Annotated in this window: 15 protein-coding genes; 9 read left to right on the top strand and 6 right to left on the bottom strand. The window is 72.4% G+C overall.

Annotated features, from left to right (window positions below):
• Nucleotides 1-47: 47 nt before the first annotated feature.
• The 3 genes from GFH48_RS24045 to GFH48_RS24035 form a co-directional block, all read right to left on the bottom strand.
• Nucleotides 48-1,550 carry a DUF5719 family protein gene (locus tag GFH48_RS24045; protein WP_153290233.1) on the bottom strand — a complete coding sequence of 501 codons (1,503 nt, stop codon included), beginning with the start codon at nt 1,548-1,550 and terminating at the stop codon, nt 48-50.
• Nucleotides 1,547-5,233, bottom strand: coding sequence for a glycosyltransferase family 2 protein (locus GFH48_RS24040; protein ID WP_153290232.1), 3,687 nt, complete (start codon nt 5,231-5,233; stop codon nt 1,547-1,549). The genes GFH48_RS24045 and GFH48_RS24040 overlap by 4 nt, the downstream gene beginning before the upstream one ends.
• A gap of 219 nt (nt 5,234-5,452) precedes the next feature.
• Nucleotides 5,453-5,716 carry a WhiB family transcriptional regulator gene (locus tag GFH48_RS24035; RefSeq protein WP_003975777.1) on the bottom strand — a complete coding sequence of 88 codons (264 nt, stop codon included), beginning with the start codon at nt 5,714-5,716 and terminating at the stop codon, nt 5,453-5,455.
• A 735-nt stretch (nt 5,717-6,451) separates the two neighbouring features.
• Here GFH48_RS24035 and GFH48_RS24030 point away from each other — a divergent pair.
• The 4 genes from GFH48_RS24030 to GFH48_RS24015 all read left to right on the top strand — a co-directional run bounded on the left by GFH48_RS24030 (nt 6,452) and on the right by GFH48_RS24015 (nt 10,512).
• The gene (locus GFH48_RS24030) at nt 6,452-6,940 is read left to right on the top strand and encodes a cysteine dioxygenase (RefSeq protein ID WP_153290231.1); all 489 of its coding nucleotides are present in this window, start codon (nt 6,452-6,454) and stop codon (nt 6,938-6,940) included.
• 42 nt (nt 6,941-6,982) lie between these two features.
• A complete protein-coding gene (gene cofD, locus GFH48_RS24025; RefSeq protein WP_153290230.1) occupies nt 6,983-7,948 on the top strand; it encodes a 2-phospho-L-lactate transferase in 966 nt (321 codons plus the stop codon).
• 38 nt (nt 7,949-7,986) lie between these two features.
• On the top strand, nt 7,987-9,378 hold the full coding sequence (locus GFH48_RS24020; RefSeq protein WP_153293082.1) for a coenzyme F420-0:L-glutamate ligase: 1,392 nt from the start codon (nt 7,987-7,989) through the stop codon (nt 9,376-9,378).
• A 120-nt stretch (nt 9,379-9,498) separates the two neighbouring features.
• Entirely contained in the window at nt 9,499-10,512 is a 1,014-nt protein-coding gene (locus GFH48_RS24015; RefSeq protein ID WP_153290229.1) for a DNA-3-methyladenine glycosylase family protein, read from the top strand.
• A gap of 450 nt (nt 10,513-10,962) precedes the next feature.
• On the opposite strand, the gene manB is transcribed toward GFH48_RS24015, so the two are convergent.
• Together manB and GFH48_RS24005 are read right to left on the bottom strand one after the other, a co-directional pair.
• Entirely contained in the window at nt 10,963-12,045 is a 1,083-nt protein-coding gene (manB, locus tag GFH48_RS24010) for a mannose-1-phosphate guanylyltransferase (RefSeq protein ID WP_153290228.1), read from the bottom strand.
• Between the two features lie 176 nt (nt 12,046-12,221).
• The gene (locus GFH48_RS24005; RefSeq protein ID WP_153290227.1) at nt 12,222-13,583 is read right to left on the bottom strand and encodes a peptidoglycan recognition protein family protein; all 1,362 of its coding nucleotides are present in this window, start codon (nt 13,581-13,583) and stop codon (nt 12,222-12,224) included.
• Nucleotides 13,584-13,711: 128 nt separating this feature from the next.
• Between GFH48_RS24005 and GFH48_RS24000 the strand changes: the two genes are divergently transcribed.
• The 4 genes from GFH48_RS24000 to GFH48_RS23985 all read left to right on the top strand — a co-directional run bounded on the left by GFH48_RS24000 (nt 13,712) and on the right by GFH48_RS23985 (nt 19,940).
• The gene (locus GFH48_RS24000; protein WP_153290226.1) at nt 13,712-14,464 is read left to right on the top strand and encodes a TIGR03089 family protein; all 753 of its coding nucleotides are present in this window, start codon (nt 13,712-13,714) and stop codon (nt 14,462-14,464) included.
• A 488-nt stretch (nt 14,465-14,952) separates the two neighbouring features.
• Nucleotides 14,953-16,209, top strand: coding sequence for an LCP family protein (locus GFH48_RS23995; RefSeq protein WP_153290225.1), 1,257 nt, complete (start codon nt 14,953-14,955; stop codon nt 16,207-16,209).
• 245 nt (nt 16,210-16,454) lie between these two features.
• Nucleotides 16,455-18,203 (top strand): LCP family protein, encoded by a 1,749-nt coding sequence (locus GFH48_RS23990; RefSeq protein ID WP_153290224.1) that lies wholly within the window; start codon nt 16,455-16,457, stop codon nt 18,201-18,203.
• Between the two features lie 78 nt (nt 18,204-18,281).
• Nucleotides 18,282-19,940, top strand: coding sequence for an LCP family protein (locus tag GFH48_RS23985; protein WP_153290223.1), 1,659 nt, complete (start codon nt 18,282-18,284; stop codon nt 19,938-19,940).
• Between the two features lie 175 nt (nt 19,941-20,115).
• Here GFH48_RS23985 and GFH48_RS23980 read toward each other — a convergent pair whose 3' ends face one another.
• Nucleotides 20,116-21,150: a glycosyltransferase family 2 protein gene (locus tag GFH48_RS23980; protein ID WP_153290222.1), complete on the bottom strand. Its 1,035-nt coding sequence runs from the start codon at nt 21,148-21,150 to the stop codon at nt 20,116-20,118.
• Nucleotides 21,151-21,276: 126 nt separating this feature from the next.
• On the opposite strand from GFH48_RS23980, the gene GFH48_RS23975 reads away from it, so the two are divergent.
• A complete protein-coding gene (locus GFH48_RS23975) occupies nt 21,277-22,797 on the top strand; it encodes an LCP family protein (RefSeq protein WP_456114890.1) in 1,521 nt (506 codons plus the stop codon).
• Nucleotides 22,798-22,882 lie beyond the last annotated feature (85 nt).

The raw sequence follows: 22,882 nt of genomic DNA, 5'->3' as shown, positions 1-22,882 counted from the left end.
CCCCGCGGGACCCGGTGGATCACCCGTACGGGATCACTCGTACGTGATCAGCTCTTGAGCAGTACCGACAGGTCCTGCTCCGCATCCGGGACCGCCACCGTCCCGCGGTCGTCCGGCAGGGTCTGGATCGTGAAACCGGGTACACCCTCCTGCGTGGAGGCGAGCGTCCGTGAGGCGTAGACCGGGCCTCCGGAGACCGACTCGACCGTCAGGGCGTACGTCCCCTTGAGGCCGCCCGGCACGGGGGCGTCGACGTCCTGGGTCGTACCGCCCTTGATCGTGTACGTCTTCGTCGCCGGTGTGCCGCCCTCGCTGCCCGCTGACGCGGTGACCTTGACCCGGGCGGTCCGGCCGGGCGCGGACAGGGCGAGCGTGGTGCCCCGGGAGCTGTTGTCGGCGACCGTCGCGCGCGCGGCGACCGGAGCCGTGGCCGGGATGAACGCCGACTCCTGCTTGTCGCCCTTGCCGCGCACCACCCGCAGGGCGGCGACGACCGGCACCGGGGTGCTGCCGGTGGGGGTGAGCACCAGGGACCCCGCCTCGCCGCGCGTGACGTCCCCGAGGTCGATCGCCGTGGTCATACCGGACTTGACGTGCAGCGTCTCGTTGCCGGCCGGGGTGATCAGCCCTGAGGGCGAGGCGAGCCGCACCTTCAGGTCGGCGTCCTGGTCGCCGGGCGCGAAGGCGACCAGTCGCACGGCGGTGGCGTCCTTCGGGATGCCCGGCAGGACGAGGCTGCCCGCCGGGTCGGTGGAGGCGCCCAACCAGTCACCGCCGGTCCGGTCGTCCAGGGCCTGGACGGCCGCGCCGACACGGCCGCTGCGGACGGTCACATGGACCGTGAGGTCGGTCTGCGGCGCGTTGGTGAGCGTGCTCAGCAGGAGCGGCTCGCTGGCGTGCGGCTGGACCGTGATGCCGTCGCCCACGGTGGACTTGAGGGTGCCGTCCTTGCCGTACAGCTCGACGTCGACGACGGCGGCCGAGTCGTCCGGGTTGGTCAGGTGCACGTAATCGGTGCGGCTGTCGGCGGTGCTGGCGCCCGGGAACCAGAACTCGGTGTCCGGAGCAGTGCAGTTGGTGCCGAGCAGGCCGCGTCCGGTGCCCGCGGCGACCTCGGTGGTCTCCTGGACCGTCCAGCCGGGCGCGAACGCGCCCTCGGCGGTGCCGACCAGGGCGGGGCCGTCGGCGCCCGAGCTGTCGCCGGTGGCCGGCTTGCCGGGTGCCTTCGGCTGCACGACGGGCTTGGGGGCCTTCTTGCCGGTCTTCCCGCCGCTCGGGGAGTCCGCCGACTCCTCGGTCGCGGGCTGCAGTTCGGCCTTGCCGCCGTCGCTGGTGCCCTGGGTGACGGGCGTGAACGACGTGTACGCCGTGTCCGCGATGTCGGACGTGCTGGGCTGGGGGCACAGCAGGCGGCTGCGCTCCACGGGCCGCTGGACGGCCGCCCTGGCGGTGCTGTCGCCGGTGGCGGCGGGTGCGTTGAGCGAGGCGAATCCGGTGACGGCGGCGAGCGCGGTCGCGCCGGCGATCAGGGACAGGGTCGTGCGGTTCACTGCTGGCTCCCGTCGGGGCGCTCACTGTCGGTGCCGTGCGGCGGCTGCGGGGGCATCGGGGGCTGCTGCGGGTCGTACGCCGTCTCGTAGCCCTGCTGGTACGTCTGGTCGTACGGCGTCGTGTTCCCGTACCCGTAGGGGTCGTACTGGCCGGTCTGGTACGGGTCCGCCTGGTACGGGTCGGCCTGGTACTGCTGTTCGTAGGTGCCCGGTGGGTACTGCTGCGTGCCCTGGTACTGCTCGCCGCCGTAGGTGCCGTAGTCGGCGCCCGCGTAGCTGGAGGCGTCCCATTCGTCGTACGCCTGCTGGTGCGGGATCGCGGCGTGAGCGTGCTCCGGGTCCTCCTCCTCGGCCGGAAGGGGGTCCGCGTCCTGGCCCGTCCGGGCCGCCTCCTCCGCCTCGGCCTCGGCCTCGGCTTCGGCCTGTGCGCGCAGGCGGCGGGCGCGACGACCGTCGCCCGTGACGTCCTGGGCGGGCAGGACCGGCTCCTCGGGGAGGTCGTCGTCGATGTCGCGGCGCCGCCCGGGCAGGGCGAGGACCACGAGGACGACGGCGAGCGCGCCCTGCGCCCACAGCCAGCCGGTGTGGCTCAGCGGGGCGTCGAAGACGACGTCCAGCCTGCCGCCGTTCGCGGGCAGTTCGAAGCCCTGCGCCCAGCCGTCGACCGTGGTGCGGGTGAGCGGCTTTCCGTCCAGGGTCGCCGTCCAGCCGGCGTCCGCCGTGTCGGCGAGGCGCAGGACGCGGCCCTCCGAGCCGGCGGGGACGGTGGTGTGCAGTTCGACGGGTCCTGCGGCGACGGGCAGCGGCTCACCGGACTTCGGGACGACCGAGGCCCGCGAGACCTCACGGTCCAGACGCCACAGGGCGCTTCCGTCCTGCTGGCTGAGCCGGGTCAGACCCGGGGTCGCGTCCAGGACGCGGCTCACCTCGCGGGGCGCGCCCTTGCGGACCAGGACGTAACGCACGGCGAATCCGCCGAGCTGGTCGGCCTGGTCGGCGCCGGAGCCCGCGACGAGGTTGGCGACGACCTTGTCGAGCCCCTTGTTCTCGCCGGCCGACGCCGCGAGTTCGCCGTCGCCCATGCGCGCGCCGGAGCCGCGCACGAGGGTGTAACCGACGCGGGCGCCGGTGTCGCTGTCGAGCACCAGGGTGCGGGCCTGGTCGCGGGTGCCGCTCTCCTCGGCGACGAACGCCGGCACCTGCACGGGGTCGCGGCGCTCCACGGGGCCGTCGGCGCCGCCGATGATCCACCCGGCGGCGACCAGCAGCGGACCCGCGGCCGAGGCGAACGCGATGAGCGCGGCGACCGGCTGGCGCCAGCCGAAGCTCTGCTCGGCCACGCGGGAGCGTGCCCCGTCCGCGCCGAGCACGGCGGCGGTCAGCAGCGCGAGGCCGTACACCAGGGTGGCGGGGCCCGCCCACACCGACTTGTTGGACAGCACGGCGAAGACCAGCGCCACCAGGGCGACGACCCAGGCGGTCCAGACCGCGCGCTGCCGCTCGCCGCGCAGCAGGGCGGCCAGCGCGGCGAGCACGATGCCGATGAGCATGAGTCCGCTGACCGTGCCGGGACCGCCGGGGCTGGCGCCGAGCAGGTCGAGCGCGGAGGCCGCGCTCTCGCCGTAGGGCAGGCCGGCCTCCTTGAAGAAGCCGAACGGAAGCAGCGTCAGCGACCAGGGCGCGAGGACCAGCAGCGGGGTGCCGAGCTGGGCCAGGAACCGCGGCCCGTACGCGGTGAGCTCCCTGCGGCGTACGGCGAGGAGCGCGATCCCGAGGACCAGCGCGAGGGGCCACACGATCGGCGTGAACGCCGTGGTGAACGTCAGCAGCAGGGCGTACGCCCAGGTCGCGCGCCAGCTGCCGCGCGCGCCTGAGGTGTGCGCGAGCCCGCTCGCCGCGACGCCCGCGCGGGCGATGAGCGGCAGCAGGATCGCGAGGAAGGCGGTGCCGACGCGGCCGCCCGCGAGCGCGCCGGCCGCGGCGGGCAGGAACGCGTACGTCACGGACGCCCAGGCGCGCAGCAGGCGCGACTCGACGAGCGGGCGGGAGGCGAAGTACGCGGCGAAGCCGGCCAGCGGCACGGAGGCCACCATGAGCACGGTGATCGCGAGCCCGGTGGAGCCGAGCAGCAGCGAGGACAGCAGCGCGACGAGCGCGAGATAGGGCGGCGCGGACTCGGTGCCGCCGGCTCCCACGGGGTGCCAGCCGTCGAGGTAGCGCGACCAGAGCTCGGAGGCGTCGGCGGGCGCGGGCAGCAGCGCGCCGCCCGCGAGCGCCCCGCCGCCGAGGAGGCCGCGGCAGGCGAGCAGGGAGACGAACAGCAGCACCAGGAAGAGCATCGGGCCGGGGTTGCGGGCGATGCGCTTGAGCCGGGCGAACTGCTCGATCTCGAGGAAGTCGGCGTCGTCGCCGCCGGGCCCCGACTCGACCGCGCCGCCGTGCCGTCCGGCGCCGGCGGTGGCCTCGGGGTCGTCGCTGCCCATGAGGTTGCCGGCGACCTGCTCGACGGTGGCCCGCACGGTCGCGCCGGGGGGCGGGAACAGCGCGCGCAGCTCGCCCTTGTCGATCTGGGGGCTGCCTCGCCTGCTGCGGCCCGCCAGGATCCGCTCGGGTCGCAGCAGGGTGCCGAGCAGACCGCGGATCTCGTCGACGGCCTGTCCGGGGACCTTGCCGACGAGGTAGGCGAGGGTGCGCAGCAGGGTGCCGAGGACGAGCCGGATCAGGATCCAGGGGAGCTGGGCCGTGCGCGCGTTGACGAGGAGGGTGTAGACGGCGCCCGCCTTGTCGACCTTGTGCGGGGAGGCCGAGGTGCGCCCCACGCAGTCGACGGCGCGGCGCTCGCGGGAGGCGGCCTCGGCGTGCCGGACGACCGCCTCGGGGGCGACCAGGACCCGGTGTCCCGCGGAGTGGGCGCGCCAGCACAGGTCGACGTCGTCACGCATCAGGGGCAGGCGCCGGTCGAAACCGCCGAGCTCCTCGAAGACGTCGCGGCGGACGAGCATGCCGGCGGTGGAGACGGCGAGCACGGGATGGACGTGGTCGTGCTGGCCCTGGTCCTGCTCGCGACGGTCCAGACCGGTCCAGCGGCGGCCGGAGTTGGCGATGGTGACGCCGACCTCCAGGAGGGCGCGCCGGTCGTACCAGCCGCGGAGCTTGGGGCCCACGACGGCGACGTCCTTGCCGAGCTCCTGCTCGTTCTCCACGACGCGGAGCATGTGGGCGAGGGCGTCGGGCTCGGGGGCGCAGTCGTCGTGCAGCAGCCAGAGCCACTGCTCGGGTTCGCCGTGCGGAAGGTCCGGCATGTCGTACGCGTCGTCGCGCCAGCTACGGGTGACGGGGTCCCAGCCACTGGGGCGCTTCAGGTACGGCAGGTCGTCCGGGGTGAGCACACCGGCGCCGCGGATGGCCTCCTCGACGGCCTGGCCGAAGCCGGTCCGGCGGGCGAGGTGCAGCACCCGGTCGGCGCCGAGCGCGTCGGTGAGCAGCTGGGCGGATTCGTCCGCGCTGCCGGTGTCGGCCGCCACCGCGTTCTGCACCGGGCGCTCCTGGCCGAGCAGGCCGGCGAGCGCGTCGGGCAGCCAGCGGGCGCCGTCGTGGGAGACGAGCACCGCGGTCACCACGTGGCGCGGGAACTCAGGAGCGGCAGCGTCTTGTTGGGCTGCCGTATGGCTGTGCACGGACATCGAGGTACGGGCCCCGGTTCGATGGACTGCGGTGGACGCCTGTGTCCGGCGGGGACAGCTGGACGTCTCGGACGAGGGCCCACACTAACGGCTGGGCAACACGGCGGCCCGCCGCCTGTGGATAACCCACCTGCGACGGGCCGTTCCTTACGTGTCGGTACGGAGAGGTGTGCGCCGTTCGGTCGGACGGCGGTGTGCTGCGGACGGTGTCGTGCGCGCTCAGACGGCGGCCTTCTTCAGACGGCGCCGCTCGCGCTCGGACAGACCGCCCCAGATGCCGAACCGCTCGTCGTTGGCGAGCGCGTATTCAAGGCACTCGGAGCGGACCTCACAGGCGAGACAGACCTTCTTGGCCTCGCGGGTGGAGCCGCCCTTCTCGGGGAAGAAGGACTCGGGGTCGGTCTGGGCGCACAGCGCGCGCTCCTGCCAGCCGAGTTCCTCGTCCGCGTCGTCGACCAGCAGTTGCTGCACCAGCTCGGTCATGTGCGCCCCTCGTCTGTCTTTCGCGTCCCCGTGATGCTGTCGTTACCGTTTTCGGCTGAACGACACGAGTGAAATTACAAGTGTGCCGATCCGGGCCAGTCAAGCCGAGATCTGCTATTGGGCCCCTTATTCACTCTGCGGAACCAAGGCTATGCGGAAAGTGTTCAAATCGGCATAAACCATGACAGCCTCAAGGGTCCGACCGGACCCCCGACCCGCTACAGGGGAGGACGTCCAGAAGTTCGATCTCGTTCCGACGCGCGCCCCGATGCGAACCGGATCACATTTGGATCACAGGATCGCGTCGAGGTTTGCGCGCCCGGTTGTGCGCCATGTGTCCGGGGCGGCTCCTGAGCAAACCTTTCGCCTCACAGATGAACCGGATGAGGTGAAACATCTCCCACATACCGGACATGAAGTTGACAGTCCGAGTGTGAACCGGTGTGCTAGTGGGCATGCTCGCGAACTTGGCACGCACCTCGACCCGCACCGCCGGGTCCCAGGGTGCTGCCCTCGCTCGCCGCAGCTGTTGTCGCTGTTCCAGCTGTTGAGCCTCACCACGCTCCGGCTGCCTCGCCGCCACTGAGGCGAATCCCCGCCCCCTTCGAGGGCGAACGCCCGCACCAGGGCACCTCTCCCCGTCCGCGACCCGGACGCAACGGCCCTCCCCCACGTTCGCGGCTCCGCGCGGACCGGGGGTCTCCCGCACTCTCCGCCGAGGAAACCACCGCACCCATGAACAGCGACAGCGACCTCCAGATCGCCGGCGACATCCTCGAAGTCCCGCACCTGCTCCAGCCGCCGCGCGAGCACCCCGCCACCGTGGCCGACTTCGTGGGCCTCGCCCGCGCCGTCCGCGCCGACCGCTCCCGGTGGGAGCACCTCGTCCGGTACGACGCCTCCTCGCGCTGGTACCACCGCCTGCAGACCGGGCCCGGCTACGAGGTGTGGCTGCTCTCCTGGGTGCCCGGACAGGGCAGCGGGCTGCACGACCACGGCGCCTCCTCCGGCGTACTCACCGTCCTGGACGGCGTGTTGACGGAGCGCACCGACCGCGGCACGCGCGCGTTGGGAGCGGGCGCGCAGCGGGTCTTCGCGCCCGGGTACGCCCACGAGGTCGTCAACGACTCCCTCGAACCGGCCGTGAGCCTGCACGTCTACTACCCGGGTCTCACCGAGATGCCGATGCACGGGGCGCGGTGCGCCGTCGCCGAGGTCCAGTAGCCGACTCACACCTTGTCCTGGCCGCCTGCGAGACTGGACACCATGCGCATTGTGGTTCTGGCAGGCGGCATCGGTGGTGCCCGGTTCCTTCGTGGTCTCCAGCAGGCGTCGCCGGACGCGGACATCACCGTCATCGGCAACACCGGCGACGACATCCACCTCTTCGGGCTGAAGGTCTGCCCGGACCTCGACACGGTGATGTACACCCTCGGCGGCGGCATCAACGAGGAACAGGGCTGGGGTCGGACCGACGAGACCTTCCACCTCAAGGAGGAGCTCGCGGCGTACGGGGTCGGGCCGGAGTGGTTCGGTCTCGGCGACCGCGACTTCGCCACGCACATCGTGCGGACGCAGATGCTGAGCGCGGGCTTTCCGCTCAGCGCGGTCACGGAGGCCCTGTGCGACCGGTGGAAGCCGGGTGTCCGGCTGATCCCCATGTCCGACGACCGCGTGGAGACCCATGTCGCCGTCACGCTGCCGGACAGCGGCGAGCGCAAGGTGATCCACTTCCAGGAGTACTGGGTGCGGCTGCGCGCCTCCGTGGCGGCCGAGGCCGTCGTGCCCGTCGGCGCCGAGCAGTCCAAGCCCGCGCCGGGGGTCCTGGAGGCCATCGCGGAGGCGGACGTGATCCTCTTCCCGCCGTCCAACCCGGTCGTGTCCGTAGGCACCATCCTCGCCGTGCCCGGCATCCGGGAGGCCATCGCGGAGGCGGGCGTGCCCGTGGTGGGCCTGTCCCCCATCGTCGGCGACGCGCCCGTGCGGGGCATGGCCGACAAGGTGCTCGCGGCGGTCGGCGTGGAGTCGAGCGCGGCGGCGGTCGCCGAGCACTACGGCTCGGGGCTGCTGGACGGCTGGCTCGTCGACACCGTGGACGCGTCCACCGTGGAGCGCGTGGAGGCGGCCGGCATCCGCTGCCGCGCCGTACCGCTGATGATGTCCGACCTCGACGCCGCCGCGCGGATGGCCGCCGAGGCGCTGACGCTGGCGGAGGAGGTGCGGGGCGCGTGAGCGGCGAACCGATCGAGGACGAGGGAGTCACGGGCGACATGAGGCCGGCGGACGGCACGGGTCGTACGGGGGGCACGGGCGATACGGACAGTGCCGCGAACGGCGTCCCCGTGGGCGACGGCGGGCCGGATGCCGCCGTCGGCTACCGGGTCTGGGCCCTGCCCGGCCTTCCGGAGGTGCAGCGGGGCGACGACCTCGCCAAGATCATCGCCGGGGCCGAACCGGGGCTGGCCGACGGGGACGTCCTGCTCGTCACCTCGAAGATCGTGTCCAAGGCCGAGGGGCGTCTGGTGGAGGCCTCCGACCGGGAGGCGGCCATCGACGCCGAGACGGTACGGGTCGTGGCGCGCCGCGGCGCACTCCGGATCGTCGAGAACCGGCAGGGGCTCGTGATGGCCGCCGCCGGGGTCGACGCCTCCAACACTCCGGCCGGGACCGTCCTGTTGCTGCCCGAGGACGCCGACGCGTCCGCCCGGACGATCCGGGACGGCCTGCGCGACACCCTCGGGGTGGACGTCGGCGTCGTGATCACCGACACCTTCGGGCGCCCCTGGCGCACCGGCCTCACCGATGTCGCCATCGGCGCGGCGGGCGTACGGGTGCTGGACGACCTGCGCGGCGGCACCGACGCGCACGGCAATCCGCTGAGCGCGACCGTCGTCGCCACCGCCGACGAACTCGCCGGCGCCGGTGACCTCGTCAAGGGCAAGGCCGCCGGGCTGCCGGTCGCCGTCGTGCGCGGGCTGCCCCACGTGGTGGCCGAGGACGACGGCGCGGGGACGCGCGCCATGGTGCGGGACGCGCACGACGACATGTTCCGGCTGGGCACGTCCGAGGCCGTACGGGAGGCGGTGACCCTGCGGCGCACCGTACGGGCCTTCACCGACGAGCCGGTCGATCCCGGCGCCGTACGGCGCGCGGTGGCCGCCGCGGTGACCGCGCCCGCGCCGCATCACACCACGCCCTGGCGGTTCGTGCTGCTGGAGTCCGCCCGGTCGCGGACGCGACTGCTCGACGCCATGCGCGAGGCGTGGATCGAGGATCTGCGCGGGGACGCGAAGAACGAGGAGTCGATCGCCAAGCGGGTACGGCGCGGCGACGTGCTGCGCGACGCGCCCTGTCTGGTGGTGCCGTGCCTGGTGACGGACGGCGCCCACACCTACGGCGACGCGCGCCGTGACGCGGCGGAGCGTGAGATGTTCGTCGTCGCCATGGGCGCGGGGGTGCAGAACTTCCTCGTCGCGCTCGCCGGGGAGCGGCTGGGCTCCGCGTGGGTGTCCTCCACGATGTTCTGCCGCGACGTCGTACGGGACGTACTGGACCTGCCGGCGGACTGGGACCCGATGGGGGCCGTCGCCGTCGGGCACGCGGCGCAGGCGCCGGCGGCACGGCCCGCGCGGGACGCCGGGGCGTTCGTCGAGGTGCGCTGACGCGGGCGGCGCGACGCGCGGGAACCGCGGCTCCCGGGGACATGGGGCGACTCGTGTGTCCCCGGCGCCAAGAGCGCCTACCCTCGTAGGGCGAACCCGAGCACCCCTAGGACCTCCTCCGTGGCTGGACGATTCTCCCCCCGGCCGACGCGTACGACCGTGCGCGGCGGGGAGGTCGGCGTGCCCGCGGGTGTCGGCGACGCCCTGCCGCGGCAGTCGGCGGGGCCCGGACTCGAACGGGCCTGGACACCGCCCGGTCCGCTCGACCTCGGGCTGGTCCTCGGGCCGCTGCGCCGGGGACCGGGCGACCCGACCTTCCGCGCGGCACCGGACGGGTCCGTGTGGCGGGCCGGCAGGACGCCCGCGGGGGCCGGCACGCTGCGGGTCGCGGTGCGGGCCGGGGTGGTGCGGGCCGAGGCGTGGGGGCCGGGCGCCCGGTGGCTGCTCGAACAACTGCCCGACCTGCTCGGCGCGTCGGACGATCCCGGCGCCTTCGAGCCGCGGCACCGGGTGGTCGCGGAGGCGCGGCACCGGCGGCCGGGGTTGCGGCTGACCCGTACCGGGCTGGTCCTGGAGTCGCTCATCCCCTCCGTGCTGGAGCAGAAGGTCACGACGGACGAGGCCTATCGGGCGTGGCGGCTGCTCGTACGGAAGTTCGGGGAACCTGCGCCGGGGCCCGCGCCGGAGCGGATGTACGTCATGCCCGCGCCCCGCACCTGGGCCCTGATCCCCTCCTGGGAGTGGCATCGGGCCGGAGTCGACAACAAGCGGGCGTCGACGATCCTGCGGGCCGTACGGGTCGCCGCCCGGCTCGAGGAGGCGACGGGCATGGACGCGGAGCGGGCGCGGGCGCGGCTGGAGCTGGTGTCCGGGATCGGGCCGTGGACCTCGGCGGAGACCGTGCAGCGCAGTCATGGGGCGGCGGACGCGGTGACGGTCGGCGACCTTCATCTGCCGGGGATCGTGGGGTATGCGTTGGCGGGGGACCGCGATGCGGACGACTCCATGATGTTGTCGCTGCTGGAGCCGTATGCCGGGCAGCGGCATCGGGCCGCTCGGTTGATCCTGTTGTCGGGGCGGACGCCGGCGCGGCGGGTGCCGCGGATGCCGCGTGGGGACATCGGGCGGTTGTGATCGTCGGGGGTGGGGGTGACCGTGCCTTCGCTCGCCCCCGCCGCCCCTACCCGTCCCATCCCCGGGGCTGCGCCCCGGACCCGCCCGGGGGCTGCGCCCCCCAACCCCCCGCGGGGCTCCGCCCCCGCACCCCGCCAAGGGGCTGCCGCCCCCTGGACCCCCGCCATCGCCCGAAGGGCTCGTCCTCAAACGCCGGACGGGCTGAAGACGCGCGCTCCCGCGCTGGGGACGACGGCCCACGCCGAAGATGCGGGCCGAAGGCGTGGACGCGAGCGTCGGCCGAAGGCGCGGGCGTCGGCCGAGGGCGTGGGCGCGGGCCGTGGGCGTGGGCCCGCGCCATGAGCAGGGGCCGGTGCCGGTGCCGGAATGTCGGGTGCGGGAGGTGTCTTTCAGGGGTGCGGGGAACTGCGCGAGCGACCCCGCCCACCCGCACCCGGCGGACGAACGGTCCTACTGGTCCGAGGAGAAGCGGAGCGCCCCCGCGGGGATGTGGGCCTCGCACCAGACGCGGACGCCCTCGCGGAGTTCGTTGTCCGGGCCGATCACCGCGCCGTCGCCGACGACCGTGCCGGACAGGACGGTGCGCTCGCCGATACGGGCGCGGGCTCCGACGAGGGAGTCGGTGATGACGGCACCGGGTTCGACGACGGCGCCGGACAGGATGGTGCTGCCCATGACGCGCGCGCCCTCGCCGACGCGCGCGCCCTCGCCGACGACCGTGCCGCCGGTCAGCTTGGCGTCGGGGGCGACCCGGGCCGTGGGCAGGACCAGACGGTCGCCGCACCGGCCGGGGACGGCCGGGGAGGGGGCTCGGCCCAGGACCAGGTCGGCGGAGCCCCGCACGAAGGCCTGGGGGGTGCCCAGATCCAGCCAGTAGGTCGAGTCCACCATGCCCTGCAGATGCGCACCCGTGGCCAGCAGTTCCGGGAACGTCTCCCGCTCCACCGAGACCGGGCGGCCGGCGGGGATCGAGTCGATGACGGAGCGCCGGAACACGTACGCCCCCGCGTTGATCTGGTCGGTGACGATCTCCGCGGGCGTCTGCGGCTTCTCCAGGAAGGCCGTCACCCGGCCCGAGGGGTCCGTCGGGACCAGGCCGTACGCCCGGGGGTCGTCGACCCGGGTCAGGTGCAGGGACACGTCCGCGCGCGTCGACTCGTGCGTCGCGACCAGCGCCTGGATGTCCAGCCCCGTCAGGATGTCCCCGTTGAAGATGAGGACCGGTTCGTCCGGGCCCGAGTGGAGGCGCGTGGCGACGTTGCGGATCGCTCCGCCCGTGCCGAGGGGTTCCTCCTCGGTGACGTACTCGATGTGCAGACCCAGCGCCGAGCCGTCACCGAAGTACGGCTCGAAGACCTCGGCCAGGTAGGAGGTCGCCAGGACGATGTGCTCGACGCCCGCCGCTCTCGCCCGCGCCAGCTGGTGCGTGAGGAAGGGCACTCCCGCCGCCGGAACCATCGGCTTGGGGGTGTTCACCGTGAGCGGGCGCAGCCGGGTGCCTCTGCCACCGACCAGGAGGATCGCTTCTGTCACCTGTCGTCTCTGCTTCCTGCCGGGACCGGCCGAAGGGTGTTCCGGCCGGTCAGTGTATGCAGTCCGCTCGATGGCGCCTTCGACAGCGGTGGGGTGTCCTCGGTGGCCGGGACCGACGACCGGGGCGGACGGCCGGGTTCGTCGGACGTGCGGCTCCGCGATGGTCTCCAGCCCTCTCAGCGGCCCTGGTAACGGGCCGCGGTCGTCCGGGCCGAGCCGAGCTTGCCGTACAGGAGCCGTCCCGGGCACTCCGTGGCGAACCCGTCCCGATGACCGGAGATCACGTCGAGTCGTACGTTCTTGCCTTTTCGGTAGAGATTGCCACCGCCGGACTTCAGGTATGTCTTGCCGCGCGGATTGACTCCGTAGAGACCGAGCTTCCACGCCGTGAGCCGCGCGATCGCCCTCAGTGCCGCGGCGGCCGGCCTCGTGGCGGCGAAGCTGCCGAGGACGGCGATCCCCATGGTGTCGCTGTTGAAACCGAGGGTGTGGGCGCCCATGACGGGCTTGCCCACGCCTCCGGCCCGGCCCTCGTAGATGGTTCCGCACTTGTCGACGAGGAAGTTGTAGCCGATGTCACGCCAGCCGCTGCTCACGACGTGGTAGCGGTAGATACTGCGGATGACCGAAGAGGCTTGTGAGCAGCGGTAGTTGTTGCCGGATGCCGTGTGGTGCACGAAGGCGGCCTTCACCTTTTCGGTGTAGACGAGACCGCGCTCGCGCAGGGCCTCGTTCGCGCCCCAGCCTCGCCGCGTGACGATGCGCGGGCGCGCGCCGATGTACGGCTGCGCACCCGGCCGCCGCTGGTGGGCGGCGAGGTACTCGCGCTCGGTGCGGGCCTTGGACAGCGCCGGGATCTCGGTGGCGCCGAGCGGCGCGAGTTCGGCGTTGGCGGCGGTCGCCTCGTGGGTGGCCTCGGCGGCGGTCGCGGAATCCTTCCCTGCGTTCGCCCCGGTGGCGCGACCGCCCGCCGTCGACGCCTCCCCGGACGGGGCCTCCGCGTCCGGGTCGACGAGTTCGAGGTGCATGCCCCTGGGGAGCGGCGACTCCCCGGGCGAGGTCGACCGTTCGTCCACCTCCGCCTGGACGCGTACCTCGACGCCGTCGGAGTCCCCGACCCACAGCGGCGCCGTGGAGCCGCGCACCCGGCCCGAGCCGCTCTCCGCGCTGTCGGGGTCGGCGCCGTGTTCGTGGTTGTGCGTCTCGATGTCCTGCCAGCCGGTCCAGTGGGTGGTGCCGGAGGCGCGGGTACGGACCTGGACCCGGCCGCGCAGTTCGGTGTCGGGGTCGTCCCAGATGACGCCGACGAGCGAGAACGACCGTACGGCCCGCCTGGTGAGCCCCTGTTCGGGCGCGGCGGCCCCGAGGGCGCGGTCGTCGCCGAGCGGGACGAGCGGGAGCGATCGGGTGCTGCCCGGGACGGCGGGGTCGGTCTTCGCCGCCCGGGTTGCGGCCTGTGCCGGGGCGGACAGCGCCAGCGGAAGGACGAGAGCGGCCGCGCAGGTGACGCCGACCGAGGAAGCAAGGAATCCACGCATGCCCCTGATCGTGGACATAGTCATACATATCTGTCCATTGGTGATGTGACGGGCCGTCTGCTGCGCTCGGCCGAACCGGTGGCACGGCCGGTCCGTCCCGCGCGCGGGGTCCGCGTACGCTTCTGCGCGTGAACGCCACCGATCGCACCCCCGCCGACCTGCTGCGATCCGCGCTCGCCGCGGACCCCGCACGCCCGCTGGTGACCTTCTACGACGACGCCACGGGTGAACGTGTCGAATTGTCCGTGGCCACCTTCGCCAATTGGGTGGCCAAGACCGCCAACCTGCTCCAGGGCGAGCTGTCCGCCGAACCCGGCGACCGGCTGGCCCTGCTGCTGCCCGCGCACTGGCAGACGGCGGTGTGGTTGCTGGCGTGTTCGTCGGTGGGGGTGGTCGCGGACGTGGGCGGTGACCCCGCGGCGGCCGACCTCGTGGTCACCGGGCCGGACACGCTGGAGGCGGCCCGCGCCTGCTCCGGGGAGCGGATCGCGCTCGCGCTGCGTCCGCTCGGCGGGCGCTTCCCGCAGACGCCGGCGGGCTTCACCGACTACGCCGTGGAGGTGCCCGGCCAGGGGGACCGTTTCGCGCCGTACGCGGTGGTGGACCCGGAGGAACCGGCGCTGGTCGTCGCCGGCGCGGAGTACACGGGGGCCGAGGTCGTGGAGCGGGCCCGGTCCGGCGCGCCCTCGCTCGGACTGACGGGACCCGGTTCACGGATCCTGTCGGGGCTCGCCTACGACACCTGGGAGGGACTGAGCGCGGGGTTGTACGCGCCGCTGTCGACCGGGGCGTCCGTGGTGCTGTGCCGACACCTGGAGCGGCTGGGCGAGGAAGGGCTGGCCAAGCGGGTGGAGAGTGAACGGGTGACGGCCGTCCGCTAGCGCGACGCTTTGGCCGGGGGCCGGGGGCCGGGGGCCGGGGGCCGGGGGCCGGGGGCCGTGATCGGTCGGGGTCGGCCGTCCGGTGCGGGTCGGTTGTGGCTGGGTGCGCCGTTCCCCGCGCCATGGAGGGGTGCGGCGCGGTGCGGGTCGAGGAGTGAGCGTCGGGTCCGGCACCCGAGGCGGGGTCGACTGTTCGGTGCCGGTCCGTCGTGGCTGCGCGCGCAGTTCCCCGCGCCCCTGGAAGGGCGCCCCCGGTGCGGGGCGACGGAAGCGTGAGCGTCGGAGGCGACACCTGGGGCCGGACCGGCTCTCCCGTGCCGGTCCGTCGTGGCTGGGGGCTCCGTTCCCCGCGTTCCTGCTGGGCTCGGGTGAAGGTGGGGTGTCGCCCGTTCGGGCTATCAGCGGGCTGCTTGCGGGGGGCGCGCGGGCCATGGTCGTAGGAACACCGCAGTGCGACACGCCCGTACGCCAGGAGGGGGTCCCCCGACGTGACCGTCAGCGCAGGGCCGGGAGCGGCGGCGTCGGCCACCGGTGCCGGGCTCGCCCGGCGGCGTCGGCGGCTGTGGCTGCGCAACTCGTCCCTGGGGGTCGCCGTCTTCGTGCTGGCCGCGAGCGGGGCCGGCTGGGCCGTGTACGAGAAGCTGAACGGGAACATCACGGCGGACGACGACGCGGCCGCCGAGCTCGCCCGGTACGAGAAGGAGCGGCCCACCGCGCTCGTGCGGGGCGCCCAGAACATCCTGCTGATCGGATCGGACTCGCGCTCGGGGAAGGGGAACCGCAAGTACGGCCGGGACTCCGGGACCGAGCGCTCCGACACCACGATCCTGCTGCACCTGGCCGCGAACCGGCACAGCGCGACCGCCGTCTCGCTGCCCCGCGACCTGATGGTGCACCTGCCGGACTGCCGCCGCCCGGACGGCACCCGCAGCCGGCCGGCGTTCGCGGTGTTCAACTCCGCCTTCGAGGTGGGCGGTTCGGCCTGCACGATCCGGACCGTCGAGAAGCTCACCGACATCCGCGTCGACCACCACATGGTCGTCGACTTCCGCGGCTTCAAGGACATGGTGGACGCCGTGGACGGCGTCCAGGTCTGCCTGAAGCAGCACATCGACGACAAGGACGCCAAACTGCGGCTGCCCGCGGGCGAGGTGACGCTCAACGGCGAACAGGCCCTCGGCTACGTACGCGCCCGCAAGAGCATCGGCGACGGCAGCGACACCGACCGGATGGACCGCCAACAGCGGTTCCTGGGGGCGCTCGTCAACAAGGTGCGCAGCAACGACGTCCTGCTGAATCCCACGAAGCTCTATCCCGTCCTCGACGCGGCCACCTCCTCGCTCACCACGGACCCGGATCTCGCCAGCCTGCGCGGCCTCTACCAGCTGGTGCGCGGCATGCGCGACATTCCCACAGAACGGGTGCAATTCCTGACGGTGCCCCGGACGTCGTACGCGTACGACGCCAATCGCGACCAACTCCGAGAACCCGGCGCCGGAAAACTCTTCGCACAACTGCGCGCGGACGCACCGGTGGTGGTCGCCGCGAACCCTCGTCACGGATCTCCCGCGGAGAACTCGTACGGAGGTCACGCCGAAGACGCGTACGACTCCGCATTCGGCTACGAAGAGGAGTCGGACGGCGACGGAATGTGGAGAGTAATGCGGACCGGTTCACCCGGCAGCACCTCTCCCCCCGCGCCGACTTTCCGGGGAAACACGGCAGCCGAGGACGCCTGCGGGTAAAGCGTGCCCCAAGGACGGGAACTGCTGAGCTAAGAAGTCTCCGAGAAATGGGGCGGATTGCCCAGTTGTAGCAAGTGGAGTTTGTCACCGTCGTCGCTCGACACTGAACTGGGCAGATAGTGTGAGCGATCCGGTGCACCCGGCCACGAGGTCTGTCCTGGGGGTCGCGCACTGTTTGACCGAGAGACCCGAGCGCCTTGAGGGGGAAGGGCGCCGCGTGGCCCCGACGGAGGATTCAGACAACCGTGGACGCGCAAGGCCGTGGGCGGGCGGACAATATCGATCCCGCAGACCAGTGGGTGCTCAACCCGAACACCGGTGAATACGAACTGCGACAGAATGCTTCCGGACCGCAGTCGGGAGTCCCGAGGCCACGTCGCGGCAACCCCGCGCCGGCGGGGTCGGGAACCAGGCCGGGACAGCGTGCGCGCACGGCGCCGGAGCGGGACAGTCCCGCGCCGCCCGGCACCGATGTGCCCGGGCCGCGCCGACGCCGTGGCGCGCCGGCCGAGCCGCCTCCGGGCCGCCGCCGGACGCGGACGAAACCCAAGAAGTCGAAGGCGAAGAAGGTCCTGCTGTGGACCGGCGGTTCGATGGCCTTCGTGCTCGTCGCCGTGTCGGTCGGCGGCTACCTCTACATCAAGCACCTCAACGACAACATCACGTCCGTGTCCGACGACGGTGCGAGCACGGGTGGCTTCAGCAAGGACCAGGCGATCAACATCCTGGTGATCGGCACCGACAAGCGCACCGGCAAGGGCAACGACGGTTACGGCGACGCGGGCAGTGTCGGACACGCCGACACCAACATCCTTCTGCACGTCTCCAAGGACCGGTCCAACGCCACCGCGCTGAGCATCCCGCGTGACCTGATCGTCGACGTCCCGGACTGTCCGACCCAGCAGGCCGACGGCACCGACAAGGTCATTCCGGGCACCCAGGGCGTCCGCTTCAACACCAGCCTCGGGCAGGACGAGCGCACGCCGAGCTGCACCATGCGCACGGTGACCGAGCTGACCGGGATCAAGCCGGACGACTTCATGGTCGCGGACTTCAACGCGGTCAAGACGCTGACGGAGGCCGTCGGCGGCGTCGACGTCTGTCTGGCCAAGGACATCAAGGACCCGGACTCGCACCTGAACCTCTCCAAGGGGACGCACAACATCTCCGGCGAGCAGGCCCTGGCGTTCGTCCGCACCCGCCACGCCGTCGGCTTCGGCGGCGACCTGAGCCGGATCACGCTGCAGCAGCAGTTCCTGAGCGCGCTGATGCGCAAGCTGAAGGGGAACTCCACGCTCTCCAGCCCGGGGAAGATGCTGAAACTGGCGGAGGCGGGCACCAAGGCGCTGACCGTCGACGACAAACTGGACAGCATCGGCAAGCTGAAGGACCTTGGCCTCGAGCTGGGCAAGCTCAACCCGAAGAACCTGACCTTCACCACGGTGCCGGTTCTGGACAACCCCGCGGAGAAGGTCAAGGCCACCGTCGTCCTCAACGACGCGAAGGCCCCCGCGGTCTTCGACGCCATCAAGAACGACGTCTCCTTCACCGAGGTGAAGGAGAAGCAGAAGGCGGCGAAGGACGCCGAGGCCGCCCGCCTCAAGGGCACCAAGTCCGACGCCTCCGAGGTCCGGGTAAGGATCCTCAACGGCGGGGCCGTCGGCGGTTCCGCCCAGAAGACCCTGGGCTGGCTGCAGATCTCCGAGGGCGTGGAGAAGTCCGAGAACGCGGGCAACGCGCCCGCCGAACTGAGCAGGACCACGCTCGAGTACGCGCCCGACCAGGCACCCCAGGCGCGCAGGCTCGCCGCCATCATGGGCCTGTCCGGATCGGCGCTGAAGCCGGGCAAGAGCGTGACCAACTCCCAGGGACTGCCCGCGATGACGCTGACCCTGGGCAAGGACTTCAAGGGTGCGGGCGTACCCCTCACCGCTCCGACAAAGGCGCCGGAGGTCGACAAGTCCACGGCGGACAAGGTGAAGTGCGCCTCGTAGGTAACCCAACGGGTCCGCCGTGCGTCTAAACGGACGCGGGGCGGACCCGTGTCAGGCGCAGGTGGGGAGGGCACGGAGTTGACACAGAGCAGTACGCGGGGGGAGGTTCCTGCGGTCGGGGACGCTACGTCGCGCACACCGCAGGCACCGGGCACGACCGACGGGGACAAGCGGCACGGCGGGGGACGGCGTGGCGGCGGGCGGAGCGGGGTCGGACCGAACGGTCACCGTCCACGGCGCAGACGGCGCGTGCTGCGCTGGTCGGCAACCGTGCTGGCGGTGCTGATACTTGGGACGGCCGGCGCCGGATACCTCTACTACCAGCACCTCAACAGCAACATCCAGAAGGGCCAGCGCAGCAGCGGTGGTTCTCCGGCGAAGAAGGCCGAGCCGAACGCCGCCGGCCAGACGCCCATGAACATCCTGCTGATCGGCTCCGACAGCCGTAACTCCGCCGAGAACGTGAAGCTCGGCGGCAGCAGGGAGAACCGCGGCAACCCGCCACTGGCCGACGTGCAGATGCTCATCCACCTCTCGGCCGACCGCAAGAGCGCCTCGGTGGTCAGCATTCCGCGCGACACCCGTGTCGACATACCCAAGTGCAAGGATCCCGACACCGGGACGAGCTATCCCGCGACCAACGCCATCATCAACGAGTCGTTGGCCCGCGGCGGCGCCGGCTGCACCCTGGCCACCTGGGAGAACCTCACCGGGATCTACATCGACCACTGGATGACGATCGACTTCGCGGGCGTGGTGAACATGGCGGACGCCATCGGCGGCGTCGACGTCTGTGTGAAGCAGAACGTGTGGGACCGTCCGCTGCCCGGTGTGTCCGGTGGCTCCGGACTGAAGATGAAGGCCGGCACGAAGAAGGTCCAGGGCAAGCAGGCGCTCCAGTGGCTGCGTACCCGGCACGCCTGGGGCAGCGACCTCCTGCGGGCCAGGGCCCAGCACATGTACATGAACTCGATGATCCGGACGCTGAAGAGCCAGAACGTCTTCACCGACACCGGGCGGCTCATGGACCTGGCCGAGGCGGCCACGAAGTCGCTGAAGGTCTCCGAGGAGATCGGTACGGTCAAGAAGCTGTACGACATGGCCATGCAGCTCAAGACCGTGCCGACGAACCGCCTCACCATGACGACGATGCCGAACGTCGCGGACCCTCAGGACGACAACCACGTCGTACCGGACGGCGCCAACGCCGAGAAGGTGTGGCGGATGATCCGTGACGACGTGCCCTTCGACGACAAGGGCACGGAGTCGGCCTCGAAGGGGACGGCGAGCCCGGCCCCGGCGACCGAGGCGCCCTCGGTCTCGTCCGGCGAACTCGGTGTGCTGGTGCAGAACGCCACCAGGACGTCGACGCGGATCGCGGTGGCCCATCGGGCGAGCGCGATCGGTCAGGTCCTCGTGGGGAAGGGCTTCACCAGGGCGGAGGCCGACACGACGGCGGCGGTGTCCGACAGCAAGACCGCCGTGCGTTACCCGAGCGCCGATCTCGAGGGTGACGCCCAGGCCGTCGCGAAGGCACTGGGGATTCCCATGAGTTCGGTGAAGAGGTCGACCGACGTGTCGGGGGTCACCGTCGTCGTGGGCGCCGACTGGCGCACGGGCGACACCTACCCGAAGGAGTCCACCCCGAAGGCCGGGGATCTGCCCGGCAACGCCGATGCCATCAACGGCTCGGACAAGGACCAGTGCATGGACGTGTACGCGCCCTACCGCTGGTAGCGGACCCGACGGTCCGTCGTCGTTCCGCACGCGAGCGCCGCCCGGTGATCCGGGCGGCGCTCGCGCGTCGCTCTCTCACGATCGAATGCTCCGGCCACCGCGGCTGACGGTCCCGGGCGGCCGTGCCCCTCCGCGAGGGGCGCCCGCCGGCACGCGTGCCGGCGGGTCCTCCGCCTCACGTAGCGGCGGACTCCCGTACGGCGGGACGCCGTGAGGCGATCACCTTTCGGGCCAGCGCGCGCGGGCTGGTCAGGAAGCCGAAGCCCCAGGACATATGCATGGTGGCGAGGGCCACGGGGATCTGCAGGCGCGCCTTGGCCGGCAGCCCCTTGCCCGCGGGCAGCGAACCCGCGGCTATCGCCGCGAGGTAGCCGCCGGGGATCAGGAAGCCCCACGGCGTCAGCGCGGCGCCCACCACGACGCCCGCCGCGATCGCGCACACCGCGGCCGGCGGCGCGAGGTAGCGCAGGTTGATGGAACCCTCGTGGTAGCGGGCGACGACGTGGCGCCAGCGCCCGTAGTCCTTGTACTGCTTGGCGAGGGCCCTGACGGAGGGCCTCGGCCGGTACGACACCCTCAGCTCGGGCGAGAACCAGATGAGGCCGCCCGCCTCCCGGATCCGGAAGTTCAGCTCCCAGTCCTGGGCGCGGATGAACTCCTCGTTGTAGCCGCCCTGCCGCTCCAGCGCCTCGCGCCGGAAGACGCCCAGGTACACGGTCTCGGCCGGGCCGGCCTCACCGCCCGTGTGGAAGGCCGCGTTGCCCACGCCGATCTTCGAGGTCATCGCGGCGGCGACGGCGTGCTCCCAGTCGTTCTCGCCCTCGGCGTGCATGATGCCGCCGACGTTCTGCGCGCCCGTCTCCTCCAGAAGGCGGACGGCGGTGGCGATGTAGTTCGGGGAGAGGATGCCGTGCCCGTCCACGCGGACGACGACGGGATGCCGGGACGCCTTGATCGCCGCGTTGAGCGCGGCGGGGGTGCGGCCGGTCGGGTTCGGCACGGTGTGCACGCGCGGGTCCTCGGCGACGAGCCGGGCCGCGATCTCGTCCGTACGGTCCGTGGACGGACCGATGGCGATCACCACCTCCATCTCGCCGTCGTACTCCTGCGCAAGGATCGCTTGGACGGCTCCGCGCAGGTGCCTCTCCTCGTTGAGGACGGGCATGATCACGGATACGGCGGGGGGCTGCACGCCAGACTTCTCGCTCATCGGACGTCACGTTACCGCGAATGGGGGACACGGGCGCGCGCCGCCCTGCCTACGGGCCGGGCAGGAGATCGTATCTGCCTACCGTGCTCACGCATCCCCACGCCCAGCCTCGCGGAGGTGTCCCCCTTGCCCACGTCGCCCCGCTCCGCCGCCCCGCCCCACGCCCCCGACCCCGCCCGTCCACGGCGTCCGCCGCTCCAGGGCCGCCCGCAGCCGTCCCGCACCCGGCGGCCCGCGGCGCGACCCCCCGTACGGAGGAAGAGGCCGCGCTGGGCCATGCGGGTCGTCACCACGCTGTCGGTGGTGGTCCTCGCCTCCGCGGGCATCGGGCACGCGGTGGTCACCAGCCTCGACGAGGACATCGCCCGGGTCGACCCCTTCAAGGACATGAAGAACCGTCCCGCCGCCGGCCACGGCATGAACGTCCTGCTGGTCGGCACCGACGGCCGCGACCGGATCACGGAGAAGGAACGGCGCGCGTACCACCTGGGCGGCACCCCCTGTCACTGCACCGACACGATCATGATCGTGCACATCGCGGCGGACAAGGAGCGCGCCAGCGTCGTCAGCCTGCCCCGCGACTCGTACGCCGAGACGCCCGTGCACACCGACCAGACCACCGGCGCGCAGCACAACCCGCACCCGATCAAGCTGAACGCGGCGTACGCGGAGGGCGGTCCGCAGCTCACCGTGCGCACCGTCGAGAACATGACCCACCTGAAGATCGACCACTATCTGGAGGTCGACTTCACCAGCTTCATGAAGACCGTGGACGTGCTCGGCGGCGTCGACATCTGCGCCACGCGGCCCCTGAAGGACTCGTACACCGGACTCGACCTGACGGCCGGCCCGCACCAGCTGAACGGCGGGCAGGCGCTGCAGTACGTGCGCTCCCGGCACGTCGACGGCGCCTCCGACCTCGGCAGGATGCAGCGCCAGCAGCGGTTCCTGGCGGCGCTGATCGGCCGGGCCACCTCCTCCGGGGTGCTGCTGAACCCGCTGAGGTTCCGCGACGTCACCCGGGCCGTGCTCGGCTCGGTCCGCGCGGACAAGGGCTTCGGCACGGACGAGCTGCTGGACCTCGGCCGGGCGATGCGCAACTTCTCCCCCTCCTCCTCCGAGTTCACGACCGTGCCGATCGGGCAGATGGGCTACGCCGTCAAGGGCATCGGCTCGACACTGAAGTGGGACGAGCCGAAGGCCGCCCAGCTCTTCCGGTCGCTGCGCGACGACAAGCCGCTCACCGCGACGCACCCGACCGTGCGCAGCGCGGCCGCCCGGGTCGAGGTGGCCCCGCAGCAGATCCATGTCCAGGTCGAGAACGCGACGTCCACCGAGGGCCTCGGCAGGCGGGTGGACGGCGCGCTCGCCGCCAGCGGTTTCCGTACGACCGGGCGGCCCGCCACCACGCAGGAGCCGGACCTGAAGCACACCGTCATCGTGTACGACCCGCGCTGGGACCGTTCCGCGCGCTCCCTTGCGGCGGCGCTGCCCGGCAGCGAGCTGCGCGCGGTCGACGGGCAGGGTCCGGTACTGAAGGTGCTCGCGGGGGCGGACTTCAAGGAGGTCAGACGGGTACGGGTCGACACTCCGTCCCCGGGGGAGTCGTCCCCCGTGCTGACCGGCGACGAGGTGCTGTGCCGGTAGGCCGGCGGGGATGAGCGGGCGGGCAGCGGACAGGGCCCCGCCGGTGTGTCCGGCGGGGCCCTGTCGTGGGTGCGGGGCGTCGGGT

This window comes from Streptomyces fagopyri (genome assembly GCF_009498275.1).
Classification (GTDB): Bacteria; Actinomycetota; Actinomycetes; order Streptomycetales; family Streptomycetaceae; genus Streptomyces; species Streptomyces fagopyri.
The sequence above is the reverse complement of the archived record's forward strand: the minus strand, read 5'-3'. Positions and strand labels throughout refer to the sequence as shown.